At 75.6% G+C, this 12,287-nt stretch carries 14 protein-coding genes; 4 read left to right on the top strand and 10 right to left on the bottom strand.

From position 1 onward, the window contains the following. Nucleotides 1–85: 85 nt before the first annotated feature. Nucleotides 86–571, top strand: a complete 486-nt coding sequence (locus tag MT994_RS02175; RefSeq protein ID WP_354804936.1) for an SRPBCC domain-containing protein — start codon at nucleotides 86–88, stop codon at nucleotides 569–571. Then, entirely contained in the window at nucleotides 568–888 is a 321-nt protein-coding gene (locus MT994_RS02170) for a metalloregulator ArsR/SmtB family transcription factor (RefSeq protein ID WP_034652607.1), read from the top strand. Before MT994_RS02175 ends, MT994_RS02170 begins: the two co-directional genes overlap by 4 nt. A 10-nt stretch (nucleotides 889–898) precedes the next feature. Here MT994_RS02170 and MT994_RS02165 read toward each other — a convergent pair whose 3' ends face one another. From MT994_RS02165 to MT994_RS02135, 7 genes are all read right to left on the bottom strand, one after another. Beyond that, nucleotides 899–1,504, bottom strand: a complete 606-nt coding sequence (locus MT994_RS02165; protein WP_354804934.1) for a flavodoxin family protein — start codon at nucleotides 1,502–1,504, stop codon at nucleotides 899–901. Between the two features lie 113 nt (nucleotides 1,505–1,617). Further along, nucleotides 1,618–2,031 (bottom strand): PRC-barrel domain containing protein, encoded by a 414-nt coding sequence (locus MT994_RS02160; RefSeq protein WP_194521544.1) that lies wholly within the window; start codon nucleotides 2,029–2,031, stop codon nucleotides 1,618–1,620. After that, the gene (locus MT994_RS02155; protein WP_354804932.1) at nucleotides 2,028–2,468 is read right to left on the bottom strand and encodes a hypothetical protein; all 441 of its coding nucleotides are present in this window, start codon (nucleotides 2,466–2,468) and stop codon (nucleotides 2,028–2,030) included. The genes MT994_RS02160 and MT994_RS02155 overlap by 4 nt, the downstream gene beginning before the upstream one ends. Further along, nucleotides 2,465–3,694, bottom strand: a complete 1,230-nt coding sequence (locus tag MT994_RS02150) for a divalent metal cation transporter (protein WP_354804930.1) — start codon at nucleotides 3,692–3,694, stop codon at nucleotides 2,465–2,467. Before MT994_RS02150 ends, MT994_RS02155 begins: the two co-directional genes overlap by 4 nt. Beyond that, nucleotides 3,691–4,197: a hypothetical protein gene (locus MT994_RS02145; RefSeq protein ID WP_143311050.1), complete on the bottom strand. Its 507-nt coding sequence runs from the start codon at nucleotides 4,195–4,197 to the stop codon at nucleotides 3,691–3,693. Before MT994_RS02145 ends, MT994_RS02150 begins: the two co-directional genes overlap by 4 nt. A 55-nt stretch (nucleotides 4,198–4,252) precedes the next feature. Further along, complete coding sequence (locus tag MT994_RS02140; protein ID WP_354804928.1) at nucleotides 4,253–4,906, bottom strand: response regulator transcription factor; 654 nt, start codon at nucleotides 4,904–4,906, stop codon at nucleotides 4,253–4,255. After that, nucleotides 4,903–5,988 carry a histidine kinase gene (locus tag MT994_RS02135; protein WP_354804926.1) on the bottom strand — a complete coding sequence of 362 codons (1,086 nt, stop codon included), beginning with the start codon at nucleotides 5,986–5,988 and terminating at the stop codon, nucleotides 4,903–4,905. The genes MT994_RS02140 and MT994_RS02135 overlap by 4 nt, the downstream gene beginning before the upstream one ends. 169 nt (nucleotides 5,989–6,157) lie before the next feature. On the opposite strand from MT994_RS02135, the gene MT994_RS02130 reads away from it, so the two are divergent. Further along, nucleotides 6,158–8,296 carry a hypothetical protein gene (locus MT994_RS02130; RefSeq protein WP_354804925.1) on the top strand — a complete coding sequence of 713 codons (2,139 nt, stop codon included), beginning with the start codon at nucleotides 6,158–6,160 and terminating at the stop codon, nucleotides 8,294–8,296. A gap of 97 nt (nucleotides 8,297–8,393) precedes the next feature. On the opposite strand, the gene MT994_RS02125 is transcribed toward MT994_RS02130, so the two are convergent. The 3 genes from MT994_RS02125 to MT994_RS02115 form a co-directional block, all read right to left on the bottom strand. After that, nucleotides 8,394–9,542, bottom strand: a complete 1,149-nt coding sequence (locus MT994_RS02125; protein WP_354804923.1) for an ANTAR domain-containing protein — start codon at nucleotides 9,540–9,542, stop codon at nucleotides 8,394–8,396. An 87-nt stretch (nucleotides 9,543–9,629) separates the two neighbouring features. Beyond that, entirely contained in the window at nucleotides 9,630–10,646 is a 1,017-nt protein-coding gene (locus tag MT994_RS02120) for a zinc-binding dehydrogenase (RefSeq protein ID WP_354804922.1), read from the bottom strand. 95 nt (nucleotides 10,647–10,741) lie between these two features. Then, a complete protein-coding gene (locus tag MT994_RS02115; RefSeq protein ID WP_354804921.1) occupies nucleotides 10,742–11,452 on the bottom strand; it encodes a GAF and ANTAR domain-containing protein in 711 nt (236 codons plus the stop codon). Nucleotides 11,453–11,650: 198 nt separating this feature from the next. Here MT994_RS02115 and MT994_RS02110 point away from each other — a divergent pair, with 198 nt between their 5' ends. Further along, nucleotides 11,651–12,280, top strand: coding sequence for a PAS and ANTAR domain-containing protein (locus tag MT994_RS02110; RefSeq protein WP_137281332.1), 630 nt, complete (start codon nucleotides 11,651–11,653; stop codon nucleotides 12,278–12,280). Nucleotides 12,281–12,287: the final 7 nt, after the last annotated feature.

The following is a 12,287-nucleotide window of genomic DNA, read 5'->3' as shown; positions in this document are numbered from 1 at the left end:
GATGCAACCCAGGGGTTGCGCTCGACCGGGCGCTGTGCAACTGTGGAGTTGCACAGCGAGACCTTCCCCACGGAGAGGACGCATCATGACCACCACCAACGAGCCGGCCGTCGTCGACCCGGCGTCGTACACCGTCTCCCGGACCGTGACGATCGACGCCCCGGCCGCCCGCGTCTGGGCGGCGCTCACCCAGGAGGACCTCATCAGCCGCTGGTTCGGTCAGCGCACCACCCTGCCCGACCTGCGCGTCGGCGGCGAGGGCGTGTTCAGCTGGCCCGACGTCCCCGACGTCCAGGTGCGCATCGAGGAGTACGACCCCACGACGGCGTTCGCCTTCCGGTGGGGGACGCCGGTCGGGCAGCCCCTGGACGAGACGACGTCGACCGTCGCGCGCTTCACGCTCGAGCCCCAGGGCCCGACGACCGTCCTGCGCGTCGTCGAGACCGGGTTCGAGCGCACCGCCGACCCCGAGGAGCTGCTCGAGAGCCACCGTCAGGGGTGGACGAGCGAGCTCGACGAGCTCGTCGAGCTCCTCGAGGGCGCTCTCGCGGCCGAGGGCGGGCACGCGTGAGCGCAGCGGCGACGGAGCTCGCCCCCGTGTTCTCCGCGCTCGCGGACGACACCCGGTGGCGGATCCTCCAGGAGCTCGGCAGCGCGGACCTCTCGGCGTCCGCGCTCGCCGAGCGGCTCCCCGTGAGCCGGCAGGCCATCGCGAAGCACCTCGCCGTGCTCGCGGAGGTCGGGCTCGTCGAGTCGGTGCGCGTCGGGCGCGAGGTCCGGCACCGGGCCGTCGGGACGCGGCTCGGCGAGACGGCGCGCGCCCTCGAGGCCATCGGCGCGGCGTGGGACCGCCGGCTCGCGGCGATCAAGCGGATCGCGGAGGCGTAGCGGTCGTCGGTCAGGAGCCGGGAGCGGGGACGGGGTGCGCCGCGAGCGCCGACGCGACGGCGTGCAGGTTGTGCGCCATGAGACGCCCGGTCTCGCGCGCCCACTCGTGCCCGTGGCCGGTCTGGACGTAGTCCGGGCCGGGCCCCGGGCCCTGGTTCCAGTAGGTCCACGCCTGCCCCGGGATCGTGTAGCCGATGTCCGCGAGGGCGCCGCTCACCTCCGAGATGACGTGGTGCGCGCCGTCCTCGTTGCCCGTGACCACGACGCCCGCGACCCGGTTGTACGCGACCGGGATCCCGTCGGGCCCCTCCTCGGAGATCATCGCGTCCATGCGCTCGAGCAGGCGCTGGGCGAGCGACGACGGGCGCCCGAGCCACGTGGGCGTGAGGACCACGAGGATCTCCGACGCCAGCAGGCTCTCGTGCACGCGCGGCCACTCGTCGCCCTCCCCGACGTCGGTGACGACCCCGGGCGGCACGGCGAGGTCGACGAGCCGGACGTGCTCGACCTCGACCCCCCGGTCCTGGAGCGCCTCGGCGACCACGCGCCCGAGCGCCTCGGTGTTGGACGGCTCCGGAGAGCTCTTGAGCGTGCAGCCGACGAACAGCGCCTTCATGGGTCCTCCCGTGGCGCCGGGCGGTCGTGCCGCCCGGGACGGCCGGCGGCGGCTGGCTCCACCGTCCCGTCCAGCGTCACGGGGCCGCGCGTCGCTCGCAACGCGCGGCGTCGTCAGGGGAGGGCGGCGTCCTGGCGCCGGTATCCGCGCGCGAGCCGGACCTCGCCCTGCCCGGCGGCGGCGACGTCGTCCCACGGCACGAGGAACGTGCCGCGGTGCCGGCGCCGCACGAGCTGCGGCACCGGCCACGGCGCGGTGACGTCCGTGCGCTCGTACCCGAGGAACGACGTCCCGGTCCGTGGGCTCACGAGGATCCCGACGACCCGCGCGCGCCCGACGCGGCTGCGCCGTCGCACCTGCTCGCTGAGCGCGCGGTCCTCGGGGTGCGCGTCGTCGGGGTCGGCCCCGCCCGCGGGCGGGCCGTCGTCGGGCAGCGTGTCGAGGGCGAGGCGCACGTCGACGAGGAACCCCAGGTCCTCCCCGCCGGGCCCGAGGACGCGCGCGTCGAGCAGGTCGCCGAGGATCACGACTCCTCCTCGGGGTCGTGCCGGCCGCCCGGGATGCGGCCGACCACGTGCTCGCGCAGCCAGTCCTCGGTCCAGTGCAGGTCGAGCGAGTCCGCGCGGACGGTGAGCTCGAGCGCCGTGCCCACGTGACCGACGTCGGACCACGGCACGCGCTCCCAGCGCGACGCGGGCGGGCGGCCGCCGAGGAGGCGCGTCACGAGCACCGGCCCGGTGAGGACCGCGCCGACCTCCGCCGGCTCTCCGGGCACCGCGTCCCGCGGGCCGTCGTCCGGCGAGCGGTCGGGCCCGGCGTCGTCCGCGGTGGGCGAGGCGACGAGCTCCAGGTCGTCGACGGTGGTGACCGGCTCGCCGTCGACGTCGAGCACCTGTCGGCTCAGCAGGTGCAGGCGCGCGTCCACGACGCGCACCCCCTTCGGCGGGGTGGTGTCCCGGCTCATGACCCTGCTCCCGTCGCGATCATCAGGGGGATCGCCGCCACCGCCGCGACGACGACGATCACCAGGTAGACCGTGCCGAGCGCGTTGGTCACGCGACCGTTGACGTGCTCGCCCATGTACTCCGGGTCGTTGGCCACGAGGAGGATCGGCACGTACGTGAGGGGCAGCGCGACCGCGGAGAACACGACGGACATCTCGGTGACCGCCACCGGGTCGACGCTCGTCATGAGGATCGCCACGGCGAGCAGCAGCGCGACGACCATCGTCAGGTGGAAGCGCGCGGCGCGCGCCGGGCGGCGGAACTTCCCCCACGACCAGCCGAGGTACTGCGCGAGCGTGTACCCGCTCGACAGGGCCGTCTCGAGCGCGGCGCCGAACGTCGCCGCGACGATCCCGACGATCACCACGGCGAGCAGCAGCGTCCCCCCGGCCTCGGCGACGGGCAGCACGATCTGCGACAGCGACGACACCTCGATGCCCGCGGGCAGCAGCACGACGGCCGCGCACGCCGCGATGGCCACCGACAGGAGCCCGCCGAGCGGGAAGCCGACGAGCACGTTGACGCGGTTCTGCGCGAGGTCCTTCGCGGTCCAGCCCTCCTCGACGGCGCCGGAGGAGAAGAAGAACACCTCGTACGGCGTCATCGCGGCGCCGAAGAGCGCGACGGCGTAGTACCAGTAGGTCGCGACGTGCTCCGTCTCCGGGGGCGACGGCGGCACCGCCTGGCGCAGCAGCTCGCCCCAGTCCGGTCCCAGCAGGAACAGCGCGACCCCGAACCCCACGAGCAGCAGCCCGAGCAGGCCCGCGACGTTCTCCATCACCTGGAACTTCACGCGCCACAGCACGAGCCAGACGGCGAGCGCCGCGACCGGCATCCACAGGCGCGGCTCGACGCTGCTCGCGAGGTGCAGCGCGAGCGCGATGCCGCCGATCTCCGCGGTGAGCGTGAGGAGGTTGATCGCGAACGACGCCGCCAGGTTCGCGCCCGCCGCCCGTGGGCCGAGGCGCTCGCGGATGATCTCGAACGTCGCGCGCCCGCTCACCGCCGCGACGCGGCCCGACATCGACGCGAACAGGCAGATCCCGACGACGCCCACGACCACGACCCACACGAGCGACAGGCCGAACCGCGAGCCCACGACGGCGTTCGTGACGAGGTCGCCGATGTCGACGAACCCGCCGATCGCCGTGAGGATGCCGAGCGCGACACCGAGCAGCTGCTTCACGCGCCACCCGCCAGGGCGAGCACCGTGTCGAGGTCGTCGGCCGCGCGCGCGAGGTCGGCCTGGAGCTCGGACGCCGTGAGCGGCACCGCCCCGGCGGCCGACAGGTCGCCGCCCGCCTCCCGTGCGACCCACGCGCGCGCGGTGACGACCTCGGCCGTCGCGTCGGCGACGGCCGCGAGCCCCGCGTCGCGCTGCGCGGACGAGACGTCGTCCGGCGGCACGAGGGTGGTCAGGGCGGTCGTGGACTCCTCGAGGACCCGGACCTGGTCGAGCACGGCGGCGTCCGCGACGGGCGTCGTCACGCGGTCGGCGTCGAGCAGGCGCACGGTGAGCCGCGTCGTCTCGACCGCCGACCCGGCCTGGGCGACCGCGTCGGCGACGGCGGCCGTCGCCTGGCCGGGCTCCTGCCGGCTCGCCGTGCAGCCCGCCGTCGTGCCGAGCGCGAGCCCGAGCAGCAGCCCGAGCGCGGCCCCGGACCGGGTGATGCGCGCACGACGTCCCACGTCAGCGATGGTGCCGCTGCTCCGGGGGGCCCGCACCCGGACGGGTGGTCCACGCTCACCCGCCGCCGAGGCCTGCCTCGTGGGCGAGGATCGCGGTCTGGGTGCGGTTCGTCGTGCCGAGCTTCGTCATCGCGTGCGCGAGGTACGCCTTGACCGTCGACTCCGCGAGGAACAGGCGGCGCCCGATCTCGGCGTTGGACAGCCCGCCCGCGAGCGCGGCGACGACCTCCTGCTCCTGCGGCGCCAGGCGCGCGACACGGCGTCGCGCGTCGGCGCGGCGCGCGGTCCCGTCGCCTCCTGCGGCCGCGAGCAGGTGCCGGGCGACCGCGGGGGACAGGATCGAGTCGCCGGCGACCGCGGCGCGGATGCCGTGGTGGAGCTCCTCCGGTGTCGAGTCCTTGAGCAGGTAGCCCGCGGCACCGGCTCGCAGCGCGGGGAGGACGTACTCGTCCGCGAGGAAGCTCGTCAGGACCACGACCGCGGTGCGTGGCCGCTCCCGGTGGATCGCGACGAGCGCGTCGAGCCCGTCCATGACGGGCATCTGCATGTCGAGGAGCAGGGCGTCGGGGTCGAGCTCGCGGGCGAGCTCGACGGCCCGCGCGCCGTCGCCGCCCTCGCCGACCACGTCGAGGTCGGGCGCGGTGTCCACGAGCCGCACGATCCCGGCGCGCAGGAGCGCCTCGTCGTCGACGACGACCACGCGGATCATGTCGTCCTCCTGGGGAGCGTGGCGCGGAGGCGGTAGCCGCCCGCGGGCGTGGGCCCGGCCTCCAGCGTGCCGCCCAGGAGGCCGACGCGCTCGCGCAGGCCCGCGAGCCCGTAGCCACCGGTCGTCAGCCCGGTCGGGGGACGGTCCGGAGGGTCGTTGTCCACGGCGACCGCGACGCCGTCGGGCACGGGGGTCACCGACACGACCGTGCGCGCGCCGGGCGCGTGCCGGACGGCGTTCGTCAGCCCTTCGCCGACGACGCGCACGACGGTCCGGTCGACGAGGTCGGGCGGCGACGACGGCCCCACCTCGACCTGCGCCTCGACCGGCTGGCCGGCCGAGCGGGCCTCGGCGACGAGGGTCTCGACCTCGTCGACGTCCGGCGTCCGGCGTGCGGCGGCGGTGGCAGGACCTGCCGCGGTGAGCGCGCCGAGCACCTGCCGCATCTCCGCCAGGGCGGCGCGGCCGCTCGCCCCGATCTCGTCCGCGACCCGGCGGACCTCGTCGTCGCGCGTGGTGGTCGCGAGCACCTCGGCCTCGACGACGGCGTAGCTCACGCGGTGCGAGACGACGTCGTGCAGCTCGCGCGCGAGCCGGGCCCGCTCGGCGGCCCGTGCCGCCTCCTCGGAGGCTGTCACCGCCCGACGGTCGGCCTCGGCGCGCGCGTGCTCCGCACGCCCGGCGAGGTACGCGAAGAGGGTCATGACCGTCGCGACCCAGAGCGTCGTCGGCCCCGAGCCCTCCGCCGTCGTGCGCCAGACCGGCCAGGTCGCGACGACGACGCCGAGCACCGCGGCCCCGCTGGTGCGCGCGGAGCGGACCTCGGTCCCCACGGCGTAGAGAGCGGCGAGCGTCGCGACGGCGGGGGAGACGAACGACAGCGCGACGCACGCGCCCAGGACGGCGATCGGGTACCGCCGCCGAGCCAGGAGCACGCCGGACGCCACCAGCTGAGCGGCGGTCTCCGCCCCCCACGTCGCCCAGCCCAGGCCGGACGACGCCCGCAGCACGACGAGGAGCGCCCCGGCGGCCGCGCTCGAGACCGCGACGAGGACGTCGGCCCGCGTGACCTGGACCCCCACGCCGCTCAGGCTAGCCACCGGCCGCCGTCCCGGCCCGGCGGCGCGAGCGCGAGGAGTCGACTTTCGGCGGTAGCGGTCGCCTCCGTTCGGGCGTGCCGGAGGACCCCTCCCGGGGCGGAGCGTGGAGTCATCGGGAAACACCCGCCACGAGGACAAGAGGAGCTCCACCATGAAGGTTCTTCGCACCGCCACCACGACCGCCGTCTCCGCCGCGCTCCTGCTGGGCGCCCCGCTCGCCGCGTTCGCGGACGACGGCGAGGCGGCTGCGCCCGAGGCGACGGCTCCCGAGGCCCCCGAGGCGGCCCAGGCGACGGTTCCCGCCGCGAGCGAGGCGTCGGCACCCGCCGAGGCTCCCGCCGCCCAGGCGCCCGCACCGACCGACCCGGTCGTCGCCCCGGCACCCGAGGCGTCCGCACCCGAGGCGCCGGCCACCGAGGCGCCCACGCCGGAGGAGCCCGCCGTCGAGGACGCTCCGGAGGGTGCCGAGCCCGCCACGGAGGCTGCGCCCTCGCAGGCTCCCGCGGCGGACGACGCCGTGACACCCGCGCCCGAGACCGTCGTCGAGGACGGCGCCGCCGAGACGCCGGAGGAGGCCCTGGCGCCGGACGAGGCGGTGCCTGCCGAGGAGCTCGCGACGTCCGACCTGACGGCGACGTTCCAGGCGGCGCTGGGCGTCGGCCTGCTCGGCGCGACGCAGGCCGCGTACCCCGACGTGGAGTACCAGCCGCACTGGCACGACGGGTACTACCACGGCTACCCCTGCGACTACTGGTACTTCACCGAGCCGGCCGAGGGCGGCTCGGGCAAGGACTGGTCGGGGTGGAACGGCCAGCCGCAGCTCCACATCCTCCACCACACGCTCGTGGACGACGACGGCGCGCTGCACATGGTCTACGACCGCGACATCGCCGGGTACTGGTACCACGCGTGGTCCGGCGACGAGTCGGTCGCCCCGGACCCGGACGGCATCCACTGGCAGAACACGTCCGCGCAGCAGACGATCCTCGTCAACGGCTACAAGGGGGGCAACGACGCGGCCGCCCGGGCCGCGGACGCGCGGGCGCTGCTCGACAGCGCGGGCGTGACGACCGTCGGCACCCCCTGGGAGGAGTTCCTGGGCTGGTACCAGTACTCCGTCGACCAGGGCTGGTACACGGTCGACGACGTGCGCGCGATGTACGACGAGCAGGAGCAGCGGAGGCTCGACTACACCGCCTACGAGGCGACGCAGTTCGCGGTCTGGTACTTCTCGACCGGGCACGACGTCATGGGCCTGTTCTTCGACGTCGACGCGTCGAACCACGTGACCGTGAGCGACTTCGCGCAGGAGCAGTTCGCCTCCTCGGGCAACGGCTACTCCAGCGACCGCGGCGCGACCCTCCAGACCGCTGCGTGGCTCATCGAGAAGGCGCTCACGACCAACGTCGTCATGCCGCAGCCCGGCTTCGTCTCGAACGGGTTCGTGCGCAACGCCGACGGCTCGACCGACTACGGGTTCACGGCCTCGCTGGTCGGGGGCTCCGGGAGCGTGCACGTCGAGCTCCGCACGGCGGACGGCGCGCCCATGCCGGCCGGGGTCGTTCTCGTGGACGCCCAGGGCCGGGTCGTCGACAGCGTGACGCCGGGCCAGAAGGTGTTCGTCCGCGTCCCGGCCGGGACGAGCGTCGCCGACCTGCCGCAGTTCCAGCTCTGGGGCTCGGCGCAGGGCACGCAGCAGGGCAGCCCGCACTTCTACACGGGCTGGGACCACAACAACCACGGCGAGGGGTCCGTCGACCCCGAGACCGGGCTCTGGACGCCGTCGACGTTCCAGCACTGGTTCATCGGGCTCGGTGAGCTCGACCGCCCGTCGACCGCGTGGGACTGGATCGGCGTGACGCTCGCCGACGAGCCGGAGGCGCCGGTGGACCCGACCGACCCGGTGGACCCGACCGACCCGGTGGACCCGACCGACCCGGTGGACCCGACGGACCCGACCGACCCGGTCGACCCGGTCGACCCGACCGACCCGACGGACCCGGTCCAGCCGGTCGACCCGACCGACCCGGTCCAGCCGGTCGACCCCACCGACGGTGTCTACGCGGGCCCGACGGGGACGGTCGTCGAGGTGGCCGACACGGCCGACCCGACGAACCTCGGGCTGACGGCCACGCAGCCGGTCGCGGACGTCGAGCAGGCCGCCCAGCGCGACGCTCTCGCGACGACGGGGACGGACGCGAGCGTCCTTGCCGCCGGTGCGTTCATCGTCCTGGCGGGCACCGGCCTGGTCCTGGCCTCCCGCCGCCGCCGGTCGCCCGACGCCCGCTGAGCCTGGCGACGCTCCGATCACCTCGCCGACCTGGAACGCCCCGGCCCCGCACCGATACGGTGCGGGGCCGGGGCGTCGTCGTGCCCGGAGGTCGGTGTCAGGCGGCCTGGACGCCGGCGAGCACGCGGTCGAGCGCCGGTCGCGGGTCGGCCCCGGCCGGCAGGTCCTGCGCGACGGCGACGATCGACTCGGCGATGTCGCGCACCTTGACGTTGGCGAGGCTCGACGAGCGGCGGAGCGACGCGAACGCGGCGTCGGGGGTGACGCGGTAGGCGAGCGCGATGATGCCCTTGGCCTGCTCGATCGCGGCGCGGGACTGCCTCGCCAGCCGCCAGCCGCGGCTCACGGTCGTCAGCTCGCGGAACCCCCAGGCGCGCAGCTGCGCGATCTCCTCGTGGTCCGTCGCGTCCGTGCCGACCAGGACGCGGTGCACCCCGGCGAGCTCGAGCCACGCCCGGGCCTCGGCCAGCACCCCGGCCAGCAGGGCGTCGTCGGACCCCGGGCCGGGCGCGAGGTCCACCAGCTCGGCGGTGCCTCCCGTCGCGGCCTGCCGCTCGGCGCGGCCGAGGGTCGTGTCGATCTCGACGTACGCGGCCGTCTCCGCGCCGCGGTGCGCGGTGAACCGCACGCCCCCGCCGGGGCCGAGCGTGCGCCGCAGGGCGACGTCGTCCGGCACGGCGACGGCGTGGGGGAGCGCCGAGGTCGGGGCGAGCAGCACCGTCTCGGCATGCTCTCCGGGACGGAAGCCCGCGCGCACCAGAGCCTCGCGGACGTGCGGCCACTGCTCCGGCACCCCGTAGACGCCCGCGAACGGGAGCTGCCCGTCCGCGTACGCCACGCGCACCTGCCACGCCGCGAGCTGCGCGTGGCACGCGGCCGTCAGCGCGTCCGCGGCCGCGCGGGCCTCGGCGGACTGCTCCGGGTCCTCGTCGTCGGGCGGCGTGACGAGGAGCCACTGCACGAGGCCGGCGCCGCGGTAGTCGTCGCTCGCCTCCGGCCCGGCCGTGAACCGGTGCAGGTGCGCGGCGCCCACCACCCGGTGCCGGGACTCGACGACGAACGTCGCGCGCTCGACGACCCACGGGTCGACGACGTGCTCGTCGGGCTGGCGCTCCAGGCTTCCGAGCACGCTGTTGACCGAGAGCCGCGCTCCCGGCACGACGGCGGAGAGGTGGGAGTTGACGAGGTCCGTGAGCTGGTCGCGGTCGTCGCGACGGAAGGTCCGGACACGGGGACGTGCAGACATGCGGCTGCCTCCAGGCGAAGTGATGAGCTGGGAAGGCCGCCACGCGATGCGGTACGCGGGCACCCTAGCAGCCGCGGTCGCCCACCGTCAGGGGCGCAGCAGCGCCTTGATCGCGCGCCGCTCGTCCATCGCGGCGTAGCCCTCGGCCGCGTCGTCGAGCGAGACCTCGAGGTCGAACACGCGCGCGGGGTCGATGCGCCGTTCCAGCACGAGGTCGAGCAGCTCGGGCAGGTACCGGCGCACGGGCGCGGGCCCGCCGGACCAGTGCACGTGCCGGTAGAACATGTCGACCGCCGGGAGGTCGACGCCGTGCGGCAGCCCGACGACCCCGACGTGCCCGCCCGCACGGACGGCACCGAGCGCCTGGTTCATGGAGTCCTGCGTGCCCACCGCCTCGACGACGCTGTGCGCGCCGAGCCCGTCGGTCAGCTCGCGGACCCGCTCCACGCCCTCGTCGCCCCGCTCCGCGACGACCTCCGTCGCGCCGAACGCGCGCGCGAGCTCCTGGCGCGGCGCGTGCCGGCTCATCGCGATCACCTGCTCGGCGCCGAGCTGCGCGGCGGCGAGGACCGCGAGCAGCCCGACGGCGCCGTCGCCCACCACGACGACCGTCTTGCCCGGGCCTGCCTCGGCCGCACGGGCGCCGAACCACCCGGTCCCCAGCACGTCCGACGCCGTGAGCAGGCCGGGCAGGAGGTCGTCGTCGGGGCGTTCCGGCGTCGCGACGAGCGTCCCGTCCGCGAGCGGGACGCGCAGCAGCTCGGCCTGGGCGCCGCGCACGGGCTCCCGGTGGACGCACGACGTCTGGTACCCGGCCCGGCAGATCGGGCACGTGTTGTCGGACGCGAAGAACGACCCGACGACGAGCTGTCCCGGGCGCACGGTCCGCACGTCCGCGCCGACCTCCTCGACCGTGCCCACGTACTCGTGCCCCATCGCGACGGGGTGCTCGACCCGGTTGACGCCGCGGTACGTCCACAGGTCCGACCCGCACACGCACGCGGCCTCGACGCGCACGATCGCGTCGGTCGGCGCGAGCAGGCGCGGGTCGTCGCGCTGCTCCACGCGGACGTCGTACGGGGCGTGGATGACGGTCGCGCGCACGGGGGCTCCTCGGGGTGGGCGGGTGGCGGTCGGGACGTCGTCGAGCCTACGGCGACCGGTGGCGCGGGGCCCGTGCGGCCGTCGAGAGCCTGTGGTCAGCCGTCGTCGGTCCGGAGCGTCTGGACGGCGTGCTCCTCGTCGTAGGCGAAGCTGAGCCGCCTCGTGACGACCTCGTCGGCGACGTCGTCGAGCGTCGTGGACCGGGCGTAGGCGTGCGCCCGGAGCACCGCGAGCGCGTCGCCGGGCGGGATGCGGAGCTGGGCGGTGACCATGCCGGTCGCCTGGTGGACCTCCGCGCGGGGCGCCCAGTCCAAGGAGTCGAGGTCGCCCAGCAGGGAGAGCCCGACGGTGTCGGCGAGGAGCTGCACGTCCTCCGGCCCCCGCGCCAGCGTCCGGGAGGAGGTGACGAGGCTCAGCACGCCGACGACCCGCCCTCCCGCGTGCATCGGCACGGCGTGGTACGCGCCCGGGCCCGTGATCGCCTCGACCGCGTGGGAGAAGACGGGGAAGTCGTGCTCGTCGCGGCCGTCGTCGGCCCCGCTGACGACGATGTGGTCCTCCGAGAGGGCGCGCTGGACAGGGCCCTCGCCGATCACCTCGCCCAGCCCCTCGATCCGGGCCGCGAGGCCGTCCGCCGTGGACACGGTGAGCCGGTCGTCCGCCGTCGGCGCGACGGTCAGCGCCGCGCTCCGGGCTCCGAGGACGGTCGCGGACGCCTGGCACAACCGCGTGGCCAGGGGGAGGCTGCGGTCGGCCCGGGAGAGGGCGCGCGAGAGCAGCTCCAGCAGATCCGGCGCGGCGCCCACGGTGTGCCTCCCTACCTCGTGCACGGTCAGTCTGACAGCGCTCCCCGCGCTCGCTCGTCGGCGGTGCGCGGACGGCCCCGCGGCGCTCCCGGTCCGGGCAGCTCCCGGACCGGTTGCAGGAAACCGCCACCGGGCTAGAGTCCCGGAGTCGAGTCTGGACCTGGCTCACCACCCGCTGAACGACGACGGAGACGACCCATGTCCGTGGAGAACCCCGCAGCGCTGCACCCTGTCTCGCTCGGCGACGGCACGACGCCCGGGCAGTTCCGGGTCGACCTCGCGACCGACGTCTGGTGGTGGTCGCCGGAGACGTACCGCCTCCACGGCTTCGAGCCCGGGGAGGTCGTGCCCACGACGTCGCTCGTGCTCGCCCACAAGCACCCCGACGACCGCGACCGCGTCCGCGACCTGCTGGAGCGGGCCCGCGTCGACGGGGAGCCGTTCTCGAGCATGCACCGCATCATGGACGCGCGCGGCGCGGAGCGGGTCCTCGTGCTCGTCGGGCACGGCCGTCGCGACCGGGACACCGGCCGGGTCGTCGAGCTGATGGGCAGCTTCGTCGACGTGACGGTCGCCGTCCGGGACCGGGCGGAGCAGCAGGCCGAGCGCGACATCGCGGCCGCCGCCCGCAGCCGCGGACCGATCGAGCAGGCCAAGGGCGTCGTCGCCGCCGCGCTCGGGGTGGGGACGGAGCAGGCGTTCGGGCTCCTCAAGCGCGTCTCGAACGACCGCAACGTGCGTCTGCGGGAGCTCGCCCGGCGGGTCGTCGAGGAGGGCACCACGCCGAGCCCGGACCGGGCCCGGCGCGTCGTGTCCCTCCTGCGCTAGGCGCCTG

Source organism: Cellulosimicrobium sp. MI9406, assembly GCF_040595865.1.
Lineage (GTDB): Bacteria > Actinomycetota > Actinomycetes > Actinomycetales > Cellulomonadaceae > Cellulosimicrobium > Cellulosimicrobium funkei.
This window is presented reverse-complemented; position numbering and strand designations above follow the sequence as displayed.

Bases quoted from the DNA above. Each gene is read 5' to 3' on its own strand.
- MT994_RS02175 (WP_354804936.1), top strand. From the start codon at position 86: ATGACCACCACCAACGAGCCGGCCGTCGTCGACCCGGCGTCGTACACC.
- MT994_RS02165 (WP_354804934.1), bottom strand. From the start codon at position 1,504: ATGAAGGCGCTGTTCGTCGGCTGCACGCTCAAGAGCTCTCCGGAGCCG.
- MT994_RS02155 (WP_354804932.1), bottom strand. From the start codon at position 2,468: ATGAGCCGGGACACCACCCCGCCGAAGGGGGTGCGCGTCGTGGACGCG.
- MT994_RS02140 (WP_354804928.1), bottom strand. From the start codon at position 4,906: ATGATCCGCGTGGTCGTCGTCGACGACGAGGCGCTCCTGCGCGCCGGG.
- MT994_RS02130 (WP_354804925.1), top strand. From the start codon at position 6,158: ATGAAGGTTCTTCGCACCGCCACCACGACCGCCGTCTCCGCCGCGCTC.
- MT994_RS02125 (WP_354804923.1), bottom strand. From the start codon at position 9,542: ATGTCTGCACGTCCCCGTGTCCGGACCTTCCGTCGCGACGACCGCGAC.
- MT994_RS02110 (WP_137281332.1), top strand. From the start codon at position 11,651: ATGTCCGTGGAGAACCCCGCAGCGCTGCACCCTGTCTCGCTCGGCGAC.